Annotated in this window: 23 protein-coding genes; 5 read left to right on the top strand and 18 right to left on the bottom strand. The window is 40.5% G+C overall.

Features of this window, described 5'->3' with window-relative positions:
- Nucleotides 1-451 precede the first annotated feature (451 nt).
- The 18 genes from EHV08_RS06745 to EHV08_RS06645 all read right to left on the bottom strand — a co-directional run bounded on the left by EHV08_RS06745 (nt 452) and on the right by EHV08_RS06645 (nt 18,714).
- Nucleotides 452-961 carry a hypothetical protein gene (locus EHV08_RS06745; RefSeq protein ID WP_126678640.1) on the bottom strand — a complete coding sequence of 170 codons (510 nt, stop codon included), beginning with the start codon at nt 959-961 and terminating at the stop codon, nt 452-454.
- The gene (locus EHV08_RS06740; RefSeq protein WP_126678639.1) at nt 958-1,905 is read right to left on the bottom strand and encodes an RHS repeat domain-containing protein; all 948 of its coding nucleotides are present in this window, start codon (nt 1,903-1,905) and stop codon (nt 958-960) included. Before EHV08_RS06740 ends, EHV08_RS06745 begins: the two co-directional genes overlap by 4 nt.
- 138 nt (nt 1,906-2,043) lie before the next feature.
- Nucleotides 2,044-2,514, bottom strand: coding sequence for a hypothetical protein (locus EHV08_RS06735; RefSeq protein ID WP_126678638.1), 471 nt, complete (start codon nt 2,512-2,514; stop codon nt 2,044-2,046).
- Between the two features lie 266 nt (nt 2,515-2,780).
- On the bottom strand, nt 2,781-2,927 hold the full coding sequence (locus EHV08_RS11660) for an integrase core domain-containing protein (RefSeq protein ID WP_238988029.1): 147 nt from the start codon (nt 2,925-2,927) through the stop codon (nt 2,781-2,783).
- Between the two features lie 270 nt (nt 2,928-3,197).
- The gene (locus tag EHV08_RS06720; protein WP_126678637.1) at nt 3,198-3,650 is read right to left on the bottom strand and encodes an energy transducer TonB; all 453 of its coding nucleotides are present in this window, start codon (nt 3,648-3,650) and stop codon (nt 3,198-3,200) included.
- A 51-nt stretch (nt 3,651-3,701) separates the two neighbouring features.
- Nucleotides 3,702-4,595, bottom strand: coding sequence for an RHS repeat domain-containing protein (locus tag EHV08_RS06715; protein WP_126678636.1), 894 nt, complete (start codon nt 4,593-4,595; stop codon nt 3,702-3,704).
- 96 nt (nt 4,596-4,691) lie between these two features.
- Nucleotides 4,692-5,354: a hypothetical protein gene (locus EHV08_RS06710; protein WP_126678635.1), complete on the bottom strand. Its 663-nt coding sequence runs from the start codon at nt 5,352-5,354 to the stop codon at nt 4,692-4,694.
- Between the two features lie 29 nt (nt 5,355-5,383).
- On the bottom strand, nt 5,384-5,857 hold the full coding sequence (locus tag EHV08_RS06705; RefSeq protein WP_126678634.1) for a hypothetical protein: 474 nt from the start codon (nt 5,855-5,857) through the stop codon (nt 5,384-5,386).
- Nucleotide 5,858: 1 nt separating this feature from the next.
- On the bottom strand, nt 5,859-6,578 hold the full coding sequence (locus EHV08_RS06700; protein ID WP_126678633.1) for a hypothetical protein: 720 nt from the start codon (nt 6,576-6,578) through the stop codon (nt 5,859-5,861).
- 70 nt (nt 6,579-6,648) lie between these two features.
- Complete coding sequence (locus EHV08_RS06695) at nt 6,649-7,137, bottom strand: hypothetical protein (RefSeq protein WP_126678632.1); 489 nt, start codon at nt 7,135-7,137, stop codon at nt 6,649-6,651.
- Between the two features lie 99 nt (nt 7,138-7,236).
- Nucleotides 7,237-7,626: a hypothetical protein gene (locus EHV08_RS06690; RefSeq protein WP_126678631.1), complete on the bottom strand. Its 390-nt coding sequence runs from the start codon at nt 7,624-7,626 to the stop codon at nt 7,237-7,239.
- A gap of 92 nt (nt 7,627-7,718) precedes the next feature.
- A complete protein-coding gene (locus tag EHV08_RS06685) occupies nt 7,719-9,419 on the bottom strand; it encodes an RHS repeat domain-containing protein (RefSeq protein ID WP_238988028.1) in 1,701 nt (566 codons plus the stop codon).
- 542 nt (nt 9,420-9,961) lie between these two features.
- On the bottom strand, nt 9,962-10,567 hold the full coding sequence (locus EHV08_RS06675) for a hypothetical protein (RefSeq protein ID WP_126678629.1): 606 nt from the start codon (nt 10,565-10,567) through the stop codon (nt 9,962-9,964).
- Nucleotides 10,568-10,577: 10 nt separating this feature from the next.
- Complete coding sequence (locus EHV08_RS06670) at nt 10,578-11,342, bottom strand: RHS repeat domain-containing protein (RefSeq protein ID WP_238988027.1); 765 nt, start codon at nt 11,340-11,342, stop codon at nt 10,578-10,580.
- A gap of 183 nt (nt 11,343-11,525) precedes the next feature.
- Nucleotides 11,526-12,218 carry a hypothetical protein gene (locus tag EHV08_RS06665; RefSeq protein ID WP_126678628.1) on the bottom strand — a complete coding sequence of 231 codons (693 nt, stop codon included), beginning with the start codon at nt 12,216-12,218 and terminating at the stop codon, nt 11,526-11,528.
- 5 nt (nt 12,219-12,223) lie between these two features.
- Nucleotides 12,224-12,982, bottom strand: coding sequence for an RHS repeat-associated core domain-containing protein (locus EHV08_RS06660; RefSeq protein WP_238988086.1), 759 nt, complete (start codon nt 12,980-12,982; stop codon nt 12,224-12,226).
- Nucleotides 12,983-13,754: 772 nt separating this feature from the next.
- Nucleotides 13,755-15,173, bottom strand: coding sequence for a L7/L12-related protein (locus EHV08_RS06650; RefSeq protein WP_126678625.1), 1,419 nt, complete (start codon nt 15,171-15,173; stop codon nt 13,755-13,757).
- A gap of 655 nt (nt 15,174-15,828) precedes the next feature.
- A complete protein-coding gene (locus EHV08_RS06645) occupies nt 15,829-18,714 on the bottom strand; it encodes a thiol protease/hemagglutinin PrtT (protein WP_126678624.1) in 2,886 nt (961 codons plus the stop codon).
- A gap of 195 nt (nt 18,715-18,909) precedes the next feature.
- Between EHV08_RS06645 and miaB the strand changes: the two genes are divergently transcribed.
- From miaB to EHV08_RS06620, 5 genes are all read left to right on the top strand, one after another.
- Nucleotides 18,910-20,268 carry a tRNA (N6-isopentenyl adenosine(37)-C2)-methylthiotransferase MiaB gene (miaB, locus tag EHV08_RS06640; RefSeq protein WP_126678623.1) on the top strand — a complete coding sequence of 453 codons (1,359 nt, stop codon included), beginning with the start codon at nt 18,910-18,912 and terminating at the stop codon, nt 20,266-20,268.
- Between the two features lie 32 nt (nt 20,269-20,300).
- Complete coding sequence (gene xerD, locus EHV08_RS06635; RefSeq protein WP_126678622.1) at nt 20,301-21,212, top strand: site-specific tyrosine recombinase XerD; 912 nt, start codon at nt 20,301-20,303, stop codon at nt 21,210-21,212.
- A 56-nt stretch (nt 21,213-21,268) separates the two neighbouring features.
- Nucleotides 21,269-22,516, top strand: a complete 1,248-nt coding sequence (locus tag EHV08_RS06630; protein ID WP_394366047.1) for a peptidase U32 family protein — start codon at nt 21,269-21,271, stop codon at nt 22,514-22,516.
- A gap of 4 nt (nt 22,517-22,520) precedes the next feature.
- Complete coding sequence (locus EHV08_RS06625) at nt 22,521-22,949, top strand: SufE family protein (protein ID WP_126678621.1); 429 nt, start codon at nt 22,521-22,523, stop codon at nt 22,947-22,949.
- Between the two features lie 98 nt (nt 22,950-23,047).
- Complete coding sequence (locus tag EHV08_RS06620; protein ID WP_126678620.1) at nt 23,048-23,605, top strand: RNA methyltransferase; 558 nt, start codon at nt 23,048-23,050, stop codon at nt 23,603-23,605.
- Nucleotides 23,606-23,671 lie beyond the last annotated feature (66 nt).

Raw genomic sequence — 23,671 nt, 5'->3', positions numbered from 1 at the left:
TAAGCACCGTCTCTTGTTAAGAAATGCTTAAGAATCTGTTCTTTCTCTGTCTCGTTGTGAGAAGTGTCTTTATTAAACCATATATAAAAGGTGTTGTTCGATTGATTGGTCAGATTAATGTTGTATGTGATTATTTTCTCGTTCCTAATAAAATACTTTATGGTATCACAACTAAGGGTTATACCAAAGAGATTTTTTGCCGAACATATCGAGCAAAATAAAGTAAAAAGGAGTGTAACAAAAAACTTAAGTGCCATATATTCCGTATTAATGTTTACTAATATTATCAACAGTTTCTTTTCTTGCACGAAGTATTTCACGGACTAATCGCTCATTAGTATCACGTTGCCCGACAAAAAAATGTCCTGATATATTTCGATCCCTTGTAAGTACATATAAAAAAGCATGTCCATATCTTTCGTGACTAAAGGATTCTGCCTTTTCAAATAAATTATTTTTCAATTAAAAAAATGTCCGACAATTGATAAAAATACTTTTTATCAATTGTCATTTTTAGGTACTGCTCTACTTCTTTTTTCTTTATAATAACAATTCTTTCTCGATAAAAATTTGATTCCGTTTCATTTTTGACGATAAAATATGAAAATGTTGTACCTGCTGTAATGTTTTTTACAAATGAATATCCTATATTTATTGGTTGATTTTCCAATAAATTTTCACACATCATTTCAATTAAATTGAAGTCTCCTTTTCTTTTTTTAAAGTAATCGTGCATCAATTCAATATTAGTTCTGTTATTTATTGGTACTAATGATACCCAAGTTAAATAATCCTCATCCGAGTTGTTTATTATATGGTATTTATCTATTATTTCTTTTTTTTCAGTAATTCCATTGAAATAATTAACCGAGATAGGATCAACATGTATCTGATATTGGGCATTTAACTTTATAGTATAAAACAGAAAAGTTAGAGAAAGTATACTAATTTTTATTTTCATCTCTCTTGCATATTTTTTATAGTTTCTTTTTTAGAATTTATAATCATTTCCATTAAAGTTTTGTTCCCTTCAACCCATAGTTCATTAACAGGTTGATGACTTGCTCCTTTATGGTTTCCACCATTCTTAATATACAATAAAGCGTGTCCATTCGCTTCGTGACTATAAATTTCAGCTGCTCCTGCGGGCGATAAATTTTTATTGACAACAACAATAATGCTGTTGTTTGGCGAGTTTTGTATGCCGTCTTTATCAGGAAATAGGGTTTTCCCTATGAAACCGCTTTCTCCTGTGGAAAGTCCACTCATTGTTTCTCCTGTTAAATCTTTATCAGACTCTGAATCATATTTAGGGTCAAATTCATTATATGACAACGTTGCAGTAACTAAATTCCCATCTTGCCCCATAAATGTAAATTTGTCGTCTAACACGACTTCGACCATTATATCTGAATTAACCATTGTTTTTAGATTGTTAAAATTCAAACTTTTTCCATCGTATGAGTTTAATAGTTTTCGGTCAATTAATCCATTTTTATCTAAACTCACGTAATTACGAGCATCTTTAGGTAATGTATTTTGTATCATTACTAATTCAGCAATTCTCGCAGGCTTTACGTCTCTTCCAGCCAGATCGATATATCTCACCGGATTATTCACACAATACGCATAAGGACTTGTCGAGTAATATTTCTCTGCCAGCGGATCCATCGTGGTGAAGCGGCAGGTGGCGGCATCGTAGCGTCTTGCCCCATAGTCATAGATGTCGAGACCGATTTGGCGTTCGAGTTCCTTGCCGTTGTATTTGTAGGATTGGAAATCGCCGTTCAAGCCCTTGCCCATCAAGCAGCCGAAAGGGTAATAGTCGTTGCGTTCCTCCAATTTACCATTCCCACACGACGTGCCGTAAGCGTATTTCACAAATATGTTCTCGCTTATAATCATTTTATGCGGCAAATTTAATACATTATATCCTATTTCGCAAATTTAACTGTTCAAATCTTTATGTTACATTTTATTTGACAAAAATATCTGACATTCAAATCATTAAAATAATATACATCATATATTGTTTTGTTATATTTAATTATTTAAGTCAATATGTATTGTCATTGTTATTAATACATTGACTAATTTATTATTATGCATGCCTGCTTGCCAATCTTGCATTAAATTTAGTGCTTTTAACCCGGATTTTTCAAAATTAGATAATTCGTCCATGGTCTTGTTGTAAATTCTCGCACCGATTAAATGTCCTTTATCATCAATAACGAATTGAAATTGCAATTTTGTTTGTATATCTTCGTTTTTAGAAAAAGTGTATTGAAAATTTTTGCTGAAATCATTCAGAAAAGCAACTTTACCACCATTGTATTCTGGCATTCTTTCAACATAAATATATACATTTTTCTGCGTTACACTATCGTATTGTACGTTTTCTTGTTCACATTTCACAGAATGACAAGAGAATAAACAAAACATTATTATAAATAACAGGTTGTATTTATTTATTTCTAACAGGCGTTCCATGCGTATTTTTCCAATAGTTTTCATAATACTTTTTGAATAAATTAGTGTATTGTTCGAGAGTTAATGAAGGATTGTATTGTGGTTTAAAACCATATCCTTGATTTTGCAAGTCTGTACGTTGTCAAACAAAAGTGCACAACTACAAATATAGTTATTTATTCTGATATTTCATTCTTTTATTATCAAAAATTCTTTTGTTGATTGAATTTTGCTTTATTGTTTCTCGTATTTTCTTGATTTTCTCCCCTTGTCCTAAATATACGTCTCTGGGTGTTAGATTATCCAACGATTCATGAAACTTTTTCTCCATTATAGTATTTCACCCATTGCTCGATAGCATTTTCCAGTTCAGAGGGACATAAATGATGATTTAGTTTTATCACATTCTTCATCGATCTGTGATATCGTTCTATCTTTCCTTGCGTCTGCGGATGCAAGGGCTTACCATGGATATGCCTGATATTATATTCCTTACAAATACACTGTTTGAGAGAGGATGCAATATAACATGGTCCATTACGACGAATATCCTTTAATAAGGATTCTGTAGAACCATGCTTAGGATTTACTTAAAAACTCTTTTTTGTTGTCATTGTTCAAATATACCATTTTATTTATAATTCATACTAAAACTCCAAACTTAATTGGAGTTCAAGTTGTGCACTTTTATTTGACAACGTACAAGTAGTAATGAAAGAATAGAAAATTCAATCTACACACTTAGTAAAATCCAATCGTAAATAAAATGTTGACTGGCAAACTATTGCTCTGCCATTTAACCTTGCTGGAATAAAATGAATACTTTTTATAATTCTTTTTGTTTCTGTCCAAGCTATCATATTATTCTTGAAACTACTTTGGTTTAGTAAACGTATATTTTTTACCTTTCCTTTTTTACTTATTTCGATAAAAACAAGAAAACGAAACGAACTTGAGTCATACCTCATTATTGATAATTTTTGCTCAACATATTTACTTAAAACCACATCTATACTATATCCTTTTTGAGACGAAGGTAAAATATGGTATTTACCATTTAGAATGCAAACTGGCATTTGCAAACTATCACATTTATTTATAGCAGCGACAATTATCGTACTATTCCCAAAGAATATAAGCATAAACGCAACTTTAATAACTAAAATTCTTATCCGTTTCATTTGCCCTATTTATTAACCAGTTTTCTAATTTTATATTATCAGTTTGTCGATTTACTCCATGACAGGAATCCCATCCTCTAAACATAAATAAGATATGCCCATAAAGTTCATGGGTCGTAGCCAGTGCGCCATTTTTAACGTTTCTTTTTGGCTAAACATAGATTTATTTATTTGTACTTGATAATTTTTATTAGGTGAGAATTTCATTTGATCGATGGAATGTTTTGATCTTTGTAATAAATCCCACTCTGTCCTTTTATGATTCTTAGGAGCTAAACTTATACCTGTACTGCCTTGGGTTATCCACTCTGCTTTATTCCCAAAAGCATCTTCTGGAAAGAATTCTGTCTGTCCAAAATTTATTAAATCTTTAGAAGGCTTTCCACTTGAATTAACCGCATTGATTTTCTCTGTAATTGAAAATTCTACAGTCCTTTTGTCTGAAACAATTTCGTATAATGCTTTATAATTCTCACTTGGATTATCTGCAATGACACTAATTCCTTTTTTCATAATGTCCACATCAATAAAGTTATCTTTGAGTGTTATAAATTCCCGCAAATTTTGTGGTAGAGTGGATTTTATAGCATTTAGTGCCAAGTCTACATCACTTGTTAATTTTACTTTTTTTCCATCAGTATCAACAAACCGCATCGGATTATTCACACAATACGCATAAGGACTTGTGGAGTAATATTTCTCCGCCAGTGGATCCATAGTAGTGAAGCGGCAGGTGGCGGCATCGTAGCGTCTTGCCCCATAGTCGTATATGTCGAGACCGATTTGGCGTTCGAGTTCCTTGCCGTTGTATTTATAGGATTGAAAATCGCCGTTCAAGCCTTTGACCATCAGACCACCGAAAGGGTAATAGTCGTTGCGTTCCTCCAATTTGCCATTCGCACACGAGTCGCTGTAAGTGTATTTCACAAATCTGTTATTAGACATCGTAACTTTCTGTGGCAAATTTAGCACATTATATTCTATTTTGCAAATTTCTTACTCATACTTTTTAATTGAGTTTACATATAGAACAAGATATTATTATTGTTTGTCCGGCTTATATGTTGTGTATTGCATCCAATTCTGAACATTCTTTATTTTATAATTTTGGTCATATATCATTTTAATGCGAATAGTATCGTTTATTGATATGGACGTTGCGATTAAAGAATCTCCTACATTCTCAATGTATATCACATAATGCTGATATTTACCAGACTTATTATATTTATTGTTCATTTTCACATGCTCTGAAATGACGAGTTTCCTATTGGAATCATGGTGAAAACATTGGATTTTATTTCCTGACACATTTCCGTATTTATAAGTCATGGTATCGTTTGAAAGCAATGCCGATTCTATTACAGAAGCCTCCTTATTTCCAATATTTGTTTTATTGTCTTGATACAAGCCAGTTTTTGCATCATTTGCGCCAGACATTAAATAGTTCGACATTACAAGTATTCTTTTCCCATCAGAATTGGCAAGGTAATAATACTGTTCTTTTTTATAAAATTTCCATAAGAGTTTTTCTTGTCTGTCTTCGCGTCCCACTTCACATATTGATATGGTATCTCTGTCTTCTATTACGGAAATACTTTCAGCACCATTTGATGGTCGGTATAACTTTGTATTTACAGTATCATTACATGCACATAATGTCATTATTGCACACAATACTATTGATATTTTGATTTTCTTCATAGTGTCTATTCATTTTTTCAATGTGAATATTATTCTGGGACAGGCGTGTATGTGATATACGGACTCCAGTCTTGAATATATTTTATGTCATAGTTTATATCATAAACCAACTTTAATTCCAAATATGTGTTTACGTCTTCATTAAATATAGATGATGACATTAAATTGTTGCCGGCATTCTCAACTACTATTCTGTGAGGGAGATTCCTCATGTTATCACTATATAGTGTGTCAAACTCCATACTGTTTGACATTACCATTTTTCTATCCTCTCCCATGTCATCTGTGTAATAATTACCTTGAAATTTATATAATTTTATCACAAGTTTTGACTGTGTTTTTTCACGGTCAACTTTATATATAAATATTGTATCATCGCTATACGTCGTGACGAACTCTTTCGTCCAGTCTGAAGGATAAAATCTTGTCCTCTTAACAGAATTACCACATCCTACAAACAGAATAATGAAAAACGATGCCATTATTATTTTACAAATTCTCATACTATTTCCTTGCATTATAAAAAGTTTCCTTTAAATCCGGATATTTTTTGATAAGTTCGTCTCTTGTGTTATTGTAATTTATAGTACCACGTAATTGTTTCTTTTTGTCTGTTTCCCGTAAATTTTCATGTTCTTCACTTTGTGTATAACGATTCCAAATTCGTTTGGACTCATCGGAATTACCTGTTCTCAAATACGCATCAAAGATGTCATAAATATTAGATAAATGAACTGTAAATTCATGTGTTATGGTTTCAACCAACTCTGCTTCTGAATAATCCAAATCAAATATTATCGTGAACTTAGGTCTTCCATAATCGTCCACACCCATTTGTGTTTGAGTTGCAAGCCAATGATTCCCAACGTGAAATTTTGCAGTCCTTGTTTGTTGATCGTAAATCTTCTCTTCTTGTAACACAAAGTTGAACTCTGCATATTTTCCATTCCCCGCTACTCCAAATAAATGTGACCCCTTAGGGGTTAGATCTGCAATGACCTGCTTGCCAAAAGAGGTTTTAGCAAACATAAACATTGCGTTTCTAAAATTTATTGGGCTATTATAATAGCTTGTAGGATCATTACTATTATTTATATATAAAATAGTCTTAATCTTTTTCCCATCAGTATCAACAAACCGCATCGGATTATTCACACAATACGCATAAGGACTTGTGGAGTAATATTTCTCCGCCAGCTGATATATCATAGTATCGCGTGCCATAATCATATATTTCAGATCTATTTGGTGTTCGACCACCTCACTATTGTACTTGTATGGCTGGAAATTTATGTTATAAATCATTGTTTCTCAAATTATCTTTAACATATATATTTACGAAATCATATGTGTCAATAGCAATGGAAGGATAAAGTATATAGTATTGATCTTTTCTTTTACGAATGTTTTCACGTTTCCTATAATGAGAATTAGGATCTTCAATTGGAGCATAATAAAATAAGCCATCGGCTCTTCTTTTGTAATTTGGCTGTGGAAATACTTGACAATTAAAACTATTAATTTTACAGTTTAAAGTATCACTACTCTCAAAAAAACACAACATAGTTTTTTCATCTTTTAAAAATATTGTCAGGCCTCCCCGATTAGAGAAAATTATATAATCATCTTTCGGATGAAACAATCCCAAATATACATACGGCATGACATAACAGCCTTCAGTTGTGTTCCATACAGTGAAAGTGATACCATTTACGGTTTGAAAATTTCTGTACCTCGTAGATAAAAAGCCTAAGAATATCAAAAACAGTACTATAATTACCAATCTCTTATTGCTATACTTGTCTATCATCAACAAGCCGAGGGCAACGAAGATAAAACAAAAAACAATCAAAACCAATACTACCATAATTATCAATATTTATCATTCTAACAAAATACTTTCAGGAGGTGAAGTCGGTCTGCCCAGAATCTTGTTTAAAAAACCATTTACTTTACTTAATTTAGATTTTTTCATACCGTCATCATAGCCGAGCCGTTGCGCCCTTTGAGACATCATTCCTTCTGTTGATATTTTACCTTTTTGATAACTTTCTAAAAAATCAAAGCCCATTCTTGCTGTTCTCCAATTCAACCCATTTCTTCCCGCAATATACCCTGCACCATAATTTCCAATATCACGAGCAGAAGCATAAACAGTTTTACCATCATGAAGTTTAAATGGCATCCCCCTGTAATTGTATATATTTTTATCATTTTCTATTAAGCCTCTTGTTTTGAAATCATATTTCTTCCCACTTGTTGCATTTGCCATATAGTATATTATAAAAGGATCCTCACCTATTATTTCGTTGTCAATAAAATCTTGTCCTGACTTGTCGTTAGGATTAATTATTGCATCAGAGACTATTTCGTTTTTTTCATCAAAAAAGAATATTCAGTAAATGTTTGTCCAAGCACTTCGCCTGTTCTCTTACCGTATTTCATAACATAAATATTTCTGTCGTAATTTAAAGTCCCTCCAGTTATCTTATACGTACCATCTCCATTCAAAACAACTTCAATATGACTACCATCCGGATCAACAAACCGCATCGGATTATTCACACAATACGCATAAGGACTTGTCGAGTAATATTTCTCTGCCAGCGGATCCATCGTCGTGAATCGGCAGGTGGCGGCATCGTAGCGTCTTGCCCCATAGTCGTATATGTCGAGACCGATTTGGCGTTCGAGTTCCTTGCCGTTGTATTTGTAGGATTGAAAATCGCCGTTCAAGCCCTTGCCCATAAGACCACCGAAAGGGTAATAGTCGTTGCGTTCCTCCAATTTACCATTAGCGTCTGCAACCACAAGTACGTTGCCGAGATGATCGCGAAGGAAGAAATGGTAAGTGGGGACACCTTTCTTAATACTGACATATCCTCCGTCAAAAAGAATCTTAACGGGTTCCTTGTCGCTATAAACGATGTTGCCGCAGTAGTCCAACACAGGAAGACCATATATGTTTTGACTTGAACCCGACGTACTCGGGTCTGCGAAAGAGTCGTACAACGACGCACCCAAATTTATATCAGACGATGAAAGGGTGTCGTCATTTCCGGAACGGTCTGACATTACTTTGCTCATGGGCTGAATCAGTTTCAGTCCGCTCACGCTGTAAATGGCCTGTAGTTTGTTGCCTGTCGCGCTGTATTTGTATTTCACAAATCTGTTATTAGACATCGTAACTTTCTGTGGCAAATTTAGCACATTATATTCTATTTTGCAAATTTCCTTGTTCAAATCTTTTGTCATGTTGCCGTTGCGGTCATAGGAATATTCAAAGGCCTCGTCTGAACCATCACGGAAATGGAAAGCGCCTTTGTAAAGAGGACCCTCTCCGGATATGTCTGTGGCACAGACAAGCCGGTTGCCATCATATTCGAGCACGAGATTATCAACAAGACCGTATTCTCCGTCGTCAAGAAGTCCCTTTCGCGTGAGTGAAATGATGTTTCCCATTCTATCGTATTCGTAGGAAGTATTAAATCTGGAGTTTTCAGAACCGTCGTAGGTTTTGTATTCGGCCTTTTCCAAACGACCAACACCATCGTAATGGAAATCGTATTTTCCGACGTTGCCTTTAAACCAATCCATGGAGGATATGTCACCGTTGTATCTCGGAGTTGACGATTCGTTGTAATACAGATGGTATGAGTGGAGACCGCTTTCAACCTCTTTCTGCCATGACCGAACATTATATGTATAGGTCGTGCGCAGATTTCCATTGCCGTTTACCGCATCTGCCGACAATCGACCAAGTTCATCGTATGAATTGTTTTTCAATGTCACAGGTGCATTTCCATCAACAGAGTGAGTGACGGTAAGCAACCGTCCGGCATGGTCATAGGAATAGTTGTAATCCTCTTGTATCTTCTTGTGAAATTTAGACGAATGCAAATGACGGTGTTTCAGCACGGCACCGGTAAAATCATAGAGAAAATAGTCGCTGTCATAACCGCCGAGATGGTTTGTGGAATGCGTCTGCACAGGTCGGGAAAAACGGTCATAATAGGTAACATGGTAGTCGTAACCGGCTGACATTCCGCCGTCTATACGTTTCACGACAAAGCCTGTTACAAGACCACGAGGAGTGAACGTTCTTTCGTCGAACCCACGTTAACAATATGCTCTTGTTACTTTAGCGTTAGAGTGAGTTATTTGTTTCCTAAGTTATAGACGGTATTAATAAACTCATTAGTTTTATCTATAGGAAGCAATAATAGAATAAAAACTTTTTATTAAGAGTATCAATAACAACTGTTTCTATATTGTCATCTTTCCATATTGTCTTATAGAAACCTGCACCGTTATTAATAAATTTACTATATTCACTATTTCTAAGTTCATCGTTCTTTTTATTGCAATTAAAGGATTTAAGATGCGATTTCTCAGACATATTCCTTATATAGTTCATATCTAAAATATTATAAACTTCTATCCTGAAGCCATTACCATTGAACTCATTCCAATAATCATATTTCTGTAGAAAGCACACACTATTATTGAGAGGAAAATTAAGTACATTCTCTGCTCTTTTTAGAGATGACCTCTCACAAGCTATGAAAATAATACATAAAATAAATAAGGTGAAATTTCTCATAAATCTATCTTTTCGAATATCCATATCTAATCTTAAAATCCTTAGCCTCTGAAGGGGAAAATGTTTCTACTGCTCTTGTTATAAGTTCATTTTTAACACTTCTTTCACCCCATGGTTTCGAGTCAAAATCATAATGGTCAAAGAAGCCAATTATATTACCTTTAGAATTATAATATAAGGTTGCAGTGCCGAAAGCTTTATCATATTCAGAACTTGAATAAAAACTAACAACTCTTTTAGTACCATGGCCTACAACTTTTCCATTATTGGCATCTATAAAAATGGCAGGCATCTGATTTGAATATTTGGGAGCATTCTCTTTTACATAAAGCAAAATACCTGCAAATCTCTCCCCCGATAATTCAAAATCTCCATTTCCATTCCAATAATTCTCAAATAAGTTTTTACTAAATTCAGAACCAGCTCTTTTTCTTATATTATTTCCTAAGAATCCTAAATCCATTCTTTCTTTGGGTTTAGGACTTTCTCGTTCGACTTTGAAAATATCACCAACTTTTAAATTCAAAATACCTTCCTCATTTATAGAATATCCCTGACAATTTAACATTTTTGTTGAGATTTCGGCAGATGTATTAAGATATTTAGCCAAAGTCCATGCATTATCTCCTTTTTTCTGCTACAAGATTCCCATTAGCATCTTCTACCCATTTCCCATCAGTATCGACAAACCGCACCGGATCATTCACACAATACGCATAAGGACTTGTGGAGTAATATTTCTCCGCCAGTGGATCCATCGTAGTGAAGCGGCAGGTGGCGGCATCGTAGCGCCGTGCCCCATAGTCATAAATGTCGAGACCGATTTGACGTTCGAGTTCCTTTCCGTTGTATTTATAGGATTGAAAATCGCCGTTCAAGCCCTTACCCATCAGACCACCGAAAGGGTAATAGTCGTTGCGTTCCTCCAATTTACCATTAGCGTCTGCAACCACACGTACGTTGCCGAGATGATCGCGAAGGAAGAAATGGTAAGTGGGGACACCCTTCTTGATACTGACATATCCTCCGTCAAAAAGAATCTTAACGGGCTCCTTGTCACTGTAAACGATATTACCGCAGTAGTCCAACACAGGAAGGCCATATATGTTTTGATTTGATTCCGACGGATATGGGGTTATGAGAGAGTCGGAAAACGACGCGCCCAAATTTATATCAGACGATGAAAGGGTGCCGTCATTTCCTGAACGGTCTGACATTACTTCGCTCATGGGCTGAATCAATTTCAGTCCGCTCACGCTGTAAATGGCCTGTAGTTTGTCGCCTGTCGCGCTGTATTTGTATTTCACAAATCTGTTATTAGACATCGTAACTTTCTGTGGCAAATTTAGCACATTATATTCTATTTTGCAAATTTCCTTGTTCAAATCTTTAAAAAAACATATGCTAGTTCGGGATAATTATAATCTCAAAAGAGTTTTATTAGTCTCAACTTTTCCATATGTACGAGCAATGCCTCCGATTTATTGCCGAAGAAACCATCAATGAACATAGAAATCATTTATAAAAACAGACTAATTGCATAGAGCTTATATCGAATTCACGGAGTTTTATTTCTTTTTCAATTTTATTCCCTTAAAAAACAATGTGTTTCCATTTAACTTCAAACTGTCCTGCAATGGTTTGTAATGGAATATATTATTATCAAATAATTGAGAGAAAGAGATATGATACAAATTATTGCATTTGTTCTTTACTTTATACCTTTCGCTTTGTATGGTATTTTGCAACGGGAAAGGTACTATGCCGTATGTACTATCTTCGAGTGCTATATATCCTGTTAAATGAAAGTTTTCAACAACAATTTCTTTCTCCAATACCAAACTGTCAGTATTTAGGGGATAATCTGTATCATTCACGTTCAATACCCATTTTACCGAAGTATCTAATTTCAAGGGATTATCAAAAACAAATACGGGTAATGAATTGTTGTTACTTTTCATTTCTGTTACGACAATAGGGATGTTTTGAATGTCTTGTATAGAACTATTTATTATAACTCGTTTGTTGTCTTCATCCTTCCTCCAAAATCCTGCCGAATTTTCTCCGCGAAAACCATTCCGATAGTTATAAGAGAATGTACTGTCGCTATTTAATTCAATACAAAGAGTAATAGGGATAATCTCAGGATATTTTCCTCGTTGAATTACCGTATATTTTCCAAATACATTTTGTTGAATTTGACAAGAACAAAATAACGAAACTCCCCAAAATAACAATACTGATTTTAATGTTAACTGCATATCATCTATAATTTGGTATATATGTAAATTCCTGTATTTGGATCTTTTATTCCCCATAACCATTCACGATTTATTCCAAAAACTGTACGAGGAGACCCTGCAGTAGAAGCCGGGACAATTCCATTTGTAATTGAATATTCTGTCATATAGGACAGTCTCTCCAACATATCCGGATTTTGCATTCGGGTATTATTAGTGCCTAATATATTGAATGTTATTTTGCCATTATCATACTGAATAGCATGAGTAACTTCGTGTGCCCTGCTACCTATTGTACCATAATTATTTATAACAACAGTCCCGTCTGTTAAAGAAGATAAAGTTGCAGTTGTCCCCGATTTAACAGTATTAAAAGTATAGACAGTTTTAGATTCACCTAATTGTGTTATACCTTTGTATAGATTAGATAAAAGTTTTCTTTGCATCTGCACATCTTCTAATTTTTCTTGCTGTTTGGTTATCTGTTTGTCTCTCTTCTCTACACTTAATTTCGTATTATTTCCTATTGTATTAATTTGTGCATTTATTTTTTGTTCTTGTTCTGCCAATGATTTATCACGATCGGCAACTTTTTCTTGCAATCGCGTTGCAATTTCTTTGTCTTGCGTATTCTTCCATTCTCTACCATCCGAATCGACAAACCGCATCGGATTATTCACACAATACGCATAAGGACTTGTGGAGTAATATTTCTCCGCCAGCGGATCCATCGTGGTGAAGCGGCAGGTGGCGGCATCGTAGCGTCTTGCCCCATAGTCGTATATGTCGAGACCGATTTGACGTTCGAGTTCCTTGCCGTTGTATTATATTCCTTGTAAATAATTACTGGGGAGTTTTTCATTATCTTTAATTAAGCAGCACTTTGATTTAATAATTTTCATAAGTTATTGAGCAACGATACATCGCGCGGTATTATGTCATGCAGGAAATTTCAATTGACTTAGGCCACATAAGATGTCAAACAAAATTCCGAAAGACATGGCTAAGATACAAATAAAATCAGAAATACGTACATGTTTCGGCGAAAAGATCTATTTTTTAGAAAATATTAACACACACTTTGTTGCACTTCTAATTTGAATTCACATCTTTGTGTAATGGTTTGGACAGAAAGACATAATGGAGGCGACATAAAGACAGAAAGTTTGAGGACAAAAAGACAAAAAGAACATAAGGTTAAACGAAAAGGATATAAGGTTAAACCGCAATCGGTTATTAAAACTCATTTGCTTAGAGTTGCTATTGATTTGGTGCTTCCCTACTATTTTAGTCCGCTTGTTGGCAAATGTGCAGACATTACATCTCGTCGTAGCCTGCTACGCCTTCGATGAAACGTCGGCCATTTGCTAAACAATCGAACGAACTCGCGTCAACAAGATGTTTTCTAAATTCTATATTATTGAAAACAAATAAGCAACCTTGCTGCACAAACCAAAACAAGTAATGAGGGGGTATCTGTTTGTGAAGTGCCCCCTCATTATCGTTGATTGTGATGCGCACGCGAGGCATGTTTTGCCTCACTGCGCACACTTAATATCAGTTCTTTACCTTCTTCTTACCGTCAACGACATACACTCCCTTAGGCATACTCTCCCATTCTCCGTCCATCTTCATTCCGTTGATGTTGTATATGCCTTTCCGTGCAACGGTCTTGTTATCGGACGTTACCGTCTCTATGCCCGTGGCGGTACCTTTTATTATTCTGACGTTGTCAATCAGGATGTAATTGTTGTCTTTGCTGTCGCAGTGTCTGAATGCAACATACTTTGTTCCGGCAGGCAGAGGCAGAGTCCGCTCATACCATATTGATTGATTTGCACTGCCAATTTTTACTAGTCCTTCCGGTTTCTCGTCTATCAGCACTTGCGTGAAATCAGCAATATCATTACCTGTTGTTGAGACAACTACCTTATAGTGATCCGGAAAGTTTACATGCATGGCAAACCAATAATTTAACTCTGCGGCATCTGAAAGCAACGGAGATATTAAATAGTTGTCAGGGTCAAATGCTTCGCCATTCCATGACCAACTACTGATTACTTGTTTACCGAACAAAGGAATTATCCAAGTTCCTTCTTTATTTATTATTTCCCATGCCCGTCCGTCATTGTCCGCATCCACGGTTGTCCATCCTTCGGGTATCCCTTCTTCCTCGAAACTTTCGAACAGAGAAACGAACTCAGGGTCGTACATTCCCGACGGTGTCATTTTGGCCTGTCCTCCCGCAGCTTTGATTGCATTGGCGAAATCCTTGGCATCATCCATCGTGGTTAACTTTTTCAATATGCAGGGGGCGCTTTCCACAAGATTTTTTGCGGCATCGTATCCTATGCCCAACTTTTCTTTTACCACATTGATGACCTGTGTTTTTTTGCCCTTGTAACTCTCCAGCACCACGTCACATAAAGACTCAACGTTGCTAACCGTTACGTCATCGATGCACCAAGCATAGTAAAGCCCATTTCCGTTATTATCGTATGCATGCCATGAGATATTCACGGTTTCTCCCGAGTATGCACCGAGATCTAACGTTATTGCGCTCTCATATTTGTTTCCTTTGGTAACACTCCATAACTCGTTCCATGTTGCTCCGTTGTCTGTGGATATTTCCACTTTGTAAAATGAACCATTAGTCACATCGTAATCGCTAATATAATTCCAAAACGTAAGAGTTGCATTGTTTCCGAGTTTAATTTCGGGCGAAACAAGCCTTTCGTCTTGCTTGCTGTAAGACCAATGCAAGCACATCTGCTTCTTCCCATCGTGAGGGGATGTAAACGTTGTTGAAACATCCTGATTCCATGTTTCCGAGTAGTTTGTTGTCTCCACTCTCCATCCGTCAGCGATCACATCTCCTTCGAAACTGTACTTGTAATCTGTCTGTGCGTTCGCACCGGTAGTCCATAATGCCGCCATTGCGGTAAGAACTGCTAAAAGTAAATTCTTATTTTTCATGTTGTTAATGCCTCTCTCCTTTACCCCTTCCGGGGAATGCTTACAGAGGCGTGGGCATTTGTGTTAATATTAAAGATTAGTCAACTATTAGTTAAACAATATTTGCTGTTCGTGTGCTTTTTCTTAACTGTGATTGTTTTAAATATTCGATGTGAAGATAATAATAATTTCTTTACAAACGTTTTTATTTTGTTCTTTTTAATATATTTTATGAATACGGCGAATTTCGGAAGCATTACCGTTATCTGTGGGAAAAACGATACTGTTAGAACTCTTTTTTAAAAGATATTATCCCGAACTAACGTAGTCAATGATTCTGATGGCCGATTTGGGTTAATGTGATTTCAAATTGGGCGAAATTGCAGACCAAAATGGGCGAGATTGAAAAGTAAAACAGGCGAAATTGCTCACCAATTTCGCCTGTTTTGTTGTGCCGCTTAATATCATCTTGATTCTGATTGCGCATTATCATCGCGGCGAATCCATGTTATCATTGCATCAGTCTCATGCTTTTATTAAGCCTCTTTGTCATTTCATTTCCTCTTTTTGGGTCTTCAACCTTATGTCTTTTTTGTCTTTTTGTCCTAAAACTTTCTGTCTTTCTGTCAAAAACTCTTATGTCTTTCTGTCAAAAACATTTGTGTCTTTCTGTCCACTATCTTACAATGAATTTCCGAGAAACAACCCCTTTCCCGGTCTCTACTTTCAGAACATAGACCCCATTGGTCAAAGGCAGGTTTATTGTTTCGGATGTCGGTACGACAGAGAGCACCTTTGCGCCTGACAGACTGAACACCTCCACCTTTCCGGCAATGCCCTTCTCGCCGTCACGTCCTATCGTCACGTTGCGTCCGTTGTCATGGAATGAGATTTGCATATCCTCATCCACGGCCTTGCTTTCGTCAATTCCTGACACCCCACCGATGGTATATATCTTTCCGTAGTTCGTGTATTTGCCAACCGTCTCGAACGTATTCTTGTCTTTCAGTGTCTCCATCATGATGATATAATTACCATCAGCCACAGCCGGAGTGTAGTTCTTGGTGATGGTCTTTGTCTCACCGGCCTTCATCTTCAGGTTGAACTCGATGTGTATGGCCTCTCCGCCCTTTCCTGTGAGTTGCCTGATGCGGATATAGAACTTGCGGGTGAAGTTCTGTTTTGCTTTCACTGTGACGCTGAACGGCACTTTCACGCCTTTCTGCATTTGTGTGGGAAGCGTGAATTGCTCGCATTCCAGAGCCAGTTCGGGATTCTCCTTCACGTCTATTATGCAATCTTCGAAAGTTCCCTCCACGGCTTTCTCTGTGCCATCGGCGATATAGTATGTCCTTATCTTATACTGTCCCGGATCCGGATAGACCGTATTATAATATTTAATGCTGCGTGCCTCGCCCGTTTTGAACGTCTCTTCCGACATTATGAAGGGATAAGATACCATTGTGTCATCGGCCTTTTCAAGTTTCATCAGCATACCAACGCTTCCGGCGATACCATAGTTTCTCACGTCTTGTGATGCCAACACCTTCTCGCCCTGTTTCACTTCCTGCGAGTAACTTGGTGAAGCGAGCCATACATACTGTTTTGTCTGTCTTATGACAGGCGTTGTTGCGGCAGCCTTCACCTCTACCACCGTTTTCCCTACGACATCATCCTTGAACGGATGAGCCTCGTGTTTGTCCTCGAAAGCCGTCACCTGATACATTCCCGGTTGCATTTCTTCGGGGAGGTTTACTATCATTGTTATTTCCTTCTCACTGTTGTCGTAGATGCGATTGGTAACTCCACCCTGCTCGCCGGCTACATACGACTTCTCCGGAGTGTCCACCGATGTGAATTTCAGCATCACTTTGCCCAAATAGAAGTCGTTGCTGTTGTTCTTGATGTTCAGGTGGAAGGCGCCGCTACCCTTTGCATACAAGTCGCCATCGGTGGTAATCTGCTCCAGTAACGTAACGTCCGGTTCCGGAGTATGTATCGTTGCGGTCATCTTTCCGTTGTTTACGGTCACGTCGGCGTATGCCGGCAGACAGTTGGGCTGGCGAAGTACGGTGTAGTTTGTTTCTCCTTCGGGCTTGATTGCGAACATTGTGCGGTATTGTCCGTCTGCAACGTCCGGCACTTTTTCCGAGATGTCCTGCATCTTATATTGTATTGCGGTGACGAGTTGCTTTGCTTCCGGGTCAACGCCTTTGATGCTGATGTTGTCTTCTTTAAGCACTTTCACTATCTGACCGTCCTTTTCGAGCACCGCAGCGACCTTTCCTTTGAAGTTTTCGGTGTCGTTGTTCTCGATGAACGTCATGTATTGATACTTGATGTCTGTCACACCATACGAAAACACCGCAAGACGTGTGCAGCCATACACCGGCCATTCGCTCTTCTTGTTTGCTGCCGTGGCCGGCTTGATGCCAACGATGATTTCCTGTCCGAGGTTGAAACCGCCACCATTTGCCCCGATGCCGAGATCGTAAGGATTCATTGCGTTCACCATGAAGTAGCCGTTGCTCTTTCCGTACCACCCCCAGTTGATGTGCACGAAATCGTTAGAGTCGTATCCGTCGCACACAAAAGCGTGTCCTCCTTGTCCGTCCTCGTTTGACGCACTGTAATAAACAGGGCGGCCGGCCTGCAGTTCGTCTTTTATCATCTTTATCCACTCCGGTGTGCTGTAATAGTCGCGCACTTTATAACTCATGCCTTTGTCGTAGCCGAAGAACTTTGTCATTGCTCCCGTAACCATCTGCGAGTATGCGCCACTGCCTCCGGGCATGTAGGTCATGTTCACCGAAATGCCGATATGGCTGCACAGCGTTGCCACGGCGTTGTTCTGCTCTTCGTCGGCATTGTCTTTCTCAAGACGCGGCGGCATCTTGCTCCAGTCGTATGTGGCAGAGCCGAAGTCGGCAGTCAGTTGTCCCACGTTCGAGGTGTAAGTGTAGGTTCCTGTTCCGTGCTCCGGATATTTGTGAAACTGCATTATCTGAGCCATTGCCGTGGCAACGCAGCCCACGTAGTAGTTCACCTCTTTCCCGTCGGTGTCCTTGTAGGTAGGGCATTTCCCGTTGAAAGGCGCATCCTGTCCCCATTCCGTGCCTGCCAACAACGGGTGTATGACAGGAGTGCCCGGTTCGTTGGCAAATCTTCTGTTCGCAGATGTTTCGTAATTGCCATTCTCTATCACGTCGGCATAGAATTGCATCCATGCCACGATGTTGTCGGGTGCGTTCTCAAAGTTGAACGAACTCTCTGTTGAGTAGGCCAGAATATCAGCCACGTCGTCATCGCCCGAAACGATTACGAAGCCTTTTCCGTTACCCGCGTTGTATATGTAATAAGGGGCGTAGCCCTGTCGCGGCGACTGCCTTATGTTCAGATGTTGCGGAATTTCAAGCAGTTTCGCCTTTGCGCCTCTCGAAATGTTTGCGTTGAGGAATCGCTGTGCCAGTTGCAGTGCTTCTGTCTGCGACACTTTTTTCGCAAATACAGATACTGACAGCATCGACATCAGTAGAAACAAGATAGGTAATGTCTTTTTCATAAGTTAAATTATTTAAGTTAGGTTATGTTTGTCATGGGTCATGTCGTCATATTAAGGCATGGTGTGTGTTTTTCTTCAGACAGAGTGCAAAATTAATATAATATTTTCATTCTCCGTAATATTTACATTTTAATTTGATGTTTTGACACAAAAAATGGTTTTTTCTCACTACCTTTGCACCCAAATTAAATTCTGATGAAGAAACTTTTTATTGAGACATACGGCTGTCAGATGAATGTTGCCGACTCTGAAGTGGTGGCTTCGGTGATGAAAATGGCGGGATATGACGTGTGCGAAGACATTATGGAGGCCGACGCGGTGTTCCTGAATACATGCTCGGTGCGCGACAATGCGGAGCAGAAAATTTATCATCGCTTGGAGGAACTGAATGCAATGAGACGCAACAGGGCGACCAATCGTGACTCTCGTCGCGCGTTGTCGGATGCCCGACCGCTTATAATCGGCGTGCTCGGATGTATGGCGGAACGAACCAAAGACGACCTGCTGCATAACCATCACACCGATCTCGTGGCCGGTCCCGATGCTTATCTCACTCTGCCCGACCTCATGGCGCAGGCCGAAATGGGGAACAAGGCAATAAACATAGAACTATCCACTACCGAGACCTATCGCGACATAGTGCCCAAGAGACTGTTCGGCGCGAAGATAGGAGGATTTGTAAGCATAATGAGAGGTTGCAATAACTTCTGCCATTACTGCATTGTGCCTTATACGAGAGGGCGCGAACGGAGTCGTGACATCAACAGCATACTGCGTGAAGTGGGCGACCTGAGAGACCGCGGTTACCGCGAAGTGACGCTGCTCGGACAGAATGTGAACAGTTACAGATATGAGGAAAACGAACAGAAAGTGGATTTCCCCACACTTCTGCGTCGCGTTGCAGAGGAGGTTCCGAGCATGAGGGTGCGCTTCACTACGTCGCACCCGAAGGATATGAGCGATGAAACGCTGCGCGTGATAGCAGAAATGCCCAACGTGTGCAAGCATATCCACCTGCCGGTGCAGAGCGGAAGCAACAGCATTCTGAAACTGATGAACCGCAAATACACCCGCGAATGGTATCTCGACCGCGTGGCAGCGATACGCAGGATAGTGCCCGATTGCGGACTGTCCACCGACATCTTCGTGGGCTATCACGGAGAAACGGAGGAAGATCATCAACTGTCGCTCTCGCTGATGCGTGAGGTTGGCTACGATTCTGCGTTCATGTTCAAGTATTCGGAACGCCCCGGCACCTATGCCTCTAAGCACCTTCCCGACAATATTCCGGAAGAAGTGAAGTTGCAAAGACTCTCCGAACTCATCGCTCTGCAGACGCAAATTTCGGCCGAACAGAACCGGAAGGATGTGGGCAAGGAGTTTGATGTGCTTGTGGAGAACTTCTCAAAACGCTCGCGTGAGCAACTATGCGGACGCAACGAACAGAACAAAATGGTGGTATTCCCGAAAGGAAACCATCATATCGGAGAAACGGTGCGCGTAAGAATAACCGACTCGTCGAGCGCAACATTGCTCGGAGAACTCGCCGAGTAGCGAATTGAGGGTGAATTGAAAAGGAGAAACGAATGAGCGATAACGGCAATGCTGCCCTCATGAAGGCGTACAACAGATACCTGCGACTGCAACGCGGGTTCTCGCCAAACACATTAGAGGCTTATCAGCGCGATGTGAAGAAACTGACCGACTATCTCGACGGAGAGGGTATCAGACTGACCAACGTGACCCTTGAGCACCTCCAATCTTTCGCCGCATCGCTACACGACCTCGGTATCGGGGCAAAGTCGCAGTGCCGAATACTCAGCGGAGTGCGCTCGTTCTGCAACTTCATGGTGAGAGACGGACGGATAGAAGACGACCCGTCGGAACTTCTTGAGAGTCCGCAGACGGGCAAACACCTGCCGGAGGTGCTGTCGATAGAGGAGGTGGATATGCTTGAGGCGGCCATCGACTGCTCCAAATGGGAAGGACAGCGCAACCGTGCGATGATAGAAATGCTGTTCTCTTGCGGACTCAGAGTGAGCGAACTGGTGAACCTGAAACTATCCGACCTGTATCTCGATGAGCGCTTCATACGCGTCTTGGGAAAGGGAAACAAGGAACGACTTGTGCCTATCTCGCCCCGCGCCATCGACGAACTGTATACGTGGTTCGACAAAAGAAACGCGATGAAGATAAAGCCCGGAGAGGAGGATTACGTCTTCCTGAACCGCCGCGGAGCACATTTGACGCGCACAATGGTGCTGATATTCATAAAAGATTACGCCCGCGATGCCGGCATACGGAAGACCATCTCGCCCCACACGCTGCGCCACTCTTTCGCAACATCACTGCTCGAAGGCGGTGCCGACCTGCGTGCCATACAGGCAATGCTCGGGCATGAGAGCATCGGAACGACCGAAATATACACTCATGTGAGCACCAAGACTCTGCGAGAGGAGATTTTGCAACATCATCCGAGAAACAAAACTCATGCGTAAGAAGGATGATGGGACTGATAGAACAAAATGAACTACTTAAAGAATATAAAGACATGATGAATATGAATTATAACGATTTCGAGGTAATGGCTCCTGTGGGAAGCCGTGAGAGTCTTGCCGCTGCGATACAGGCGGGGGCCGACTCGGTGTATTTCGGAATCGGACAACTGAACATGCGCTCGCATAGTGCCAATAAGTTCGGCATCGACGACCTGCGCGACATTGCCCGTGAATGTGATGCCAACGGCATAAAGACCTATCTCACGGTGAACACCATCATCTATGATGAGGACATCGAGACGATGCACCGGATAGTGGATGCGGCGCGAGAGGCAGGCATCACAGCGGTGATAGCGAGCGATGTGGCCGTTATGACCTATTGTCGCAGCATCGGACAGGAGGTGCATCTTTCCACACAACTGAACATTTCAAACGTTGAGGCGTTGCGTTTCTATGCGCAATTTGCCGATGTCGTGGTGCTTGCACGAGAACTGAATATGGAGCAGGTGGCCGAGATTTACCGCGCTATTGAGGAACAGAACATCTGCGGACCGAGCGGAAAACAGGTGCGCATAGAGATGTTCTGTCACGGTGCATTGTGCATGGCGGTGAGCGGAAAGTGCTATCTTTCGCTCGACAACGCTACACGCAGTGCCAACAGGGGTGAGTGCATGCAACTATGCCGACGCTCATACATCGTGACCGACCGCGAAACGGGAACCGAATTGGAGGTGGACAACAAATACATAATGAGCCCGAAAGACCTGAAAACGCTGCGCTTCATAGACCGTATGATGAACGCCGGAGTGAGGGTTTTCAAGATAGAAGGACGCGCACGCAGTGCCGAGTATGTATATACGGTGGTGAAGTGCTATAAAGAAGCGATACGTGCGGTGATCGACGGTACGTTCACCGAGGCAAGGAAAGACGAGTGGGACGAGCGTCTCGCCACTGTCTTCAACCGCGGTTTCTGGGACGGTTACTACCTCGGACAGCAACTCGGAGAGTGGAACTCGGAGTATGGCAGCAGCGCGACGGAGCGCAAGCAGTATGTGGGTAAGGGTATGAAATATTTCTCTAAACTCGGAGTGGCTGAGTTCGCAGTCGAGGCTTGCGAGTTTGAAGTAGGCGACCGTATGCTCATCACGGGTCCTACCACAGGCGTTCTATACGTCACACCCGAAGAGATTCACGGCGACAACGGCCCTGTCAGTATTGCCCAAAAGGGCACACGAGTGAGCATCGCCGTGCCGGAAAAGATAAGACCGAGCGACAAATTGTATAAACTGATAAAAGTAAAATAAAGATATGGCAACAATAAACGAACTGCAAGACGAGGTAATAGAGGAGTTTTCCGACTTCGACGACTGGATGGACAGATACCAGTTGCTGATTGACCTTGGTAACGAACAGGAGGCTCTCGACAATAAATACAAGACCGAGAGCAACCTCATTGATGGCTGTCAGAGCCGAGTGTGGCTGCAAGCCGACTATGTTGACGGACTGCTGCACTTCTCGGCAGAGAGCGACGCGCTGATAGTGAAGGGCATCGTGGCTCTGCTTATACGTGTGCTCGACGGTCATACACCGCAAGAGATTCTCGATGCCGAACTCTATTTCATCGACCGTATCGGTCTGCGCGATCATCTTTCGCCAACTCGCTCGAACGGCTTGCTGGCAATGATAAAGCAGATTAAGGCCTACGCGCTGGCGTATAAGATGAAAGGTGAGGCATAATCCCTAATCGGCCGTTAAGACGTATTTGCTTGGATTTGTTATAATTGGCATGCTTCCTTACTGCTATAACATTCATTTTTCGTTCACATTTCCCCGTCATGCCCCAGAAACTTCGCACCATCGAAATCTCCCGCCTATCGCTGAAAGACTTCCGCGAGGCGGAAAAATTACCTCTCACGGTAGTGCTCGACGATGTTCGCTCGATGTATAACATTGGCTCAGTATTCCGCACCTGCGACGCTTTCCGTGTTGAGGAAGTGTTGCTGTGCGGCATCACGGCCACTCCGCCACACCCGGAGATACACAAAACCGCGCTCGGAGGGGAGGACAGCGTGGCGTGGAAATATTTCCCCACGACACTCGAAGCCATCGACTATCTCCGCTCCAAGCACCGCATGATATATTCCATAGAACAGTGCGAAGGCTCGGTGATGCTCGGCGACATCGACTCCTTGCCTGTGTTCAGTGCCGACAGTGGGGCGTCGGGTTGCGCAGTGGTATTCGGTAACGAGGTGAAAGGTGTGCATCAGGAAGTGATAGATCGCTCCGATGGTTGCATTGAGATACCGCAATACGGCACTAAGCACTCCCTCAATGTTTCCGTCACTGCCGGCATTTTGATATGGGAGTTTGCCCGTCGGTTCTTCGATATGTAACCATTGTGCTATATATAGAAAAGTAAAATCGCCTGTTTTGCTGACCAAATTCGCCGAATTTGCAAA

The organism is Prevotella koreensis, assembly GCF_003977605.1.
Lineage (GTDB): Bacteria > Bacteroidota > Bacteroidia > Bacteroidales > Bacteroidaceae > Prevotella > Prevotella koreensis.
Note: the sequence above shows the minus strand (reverse complement) of the source record. Positions and strands in the feature narration are given on the sequence as shown.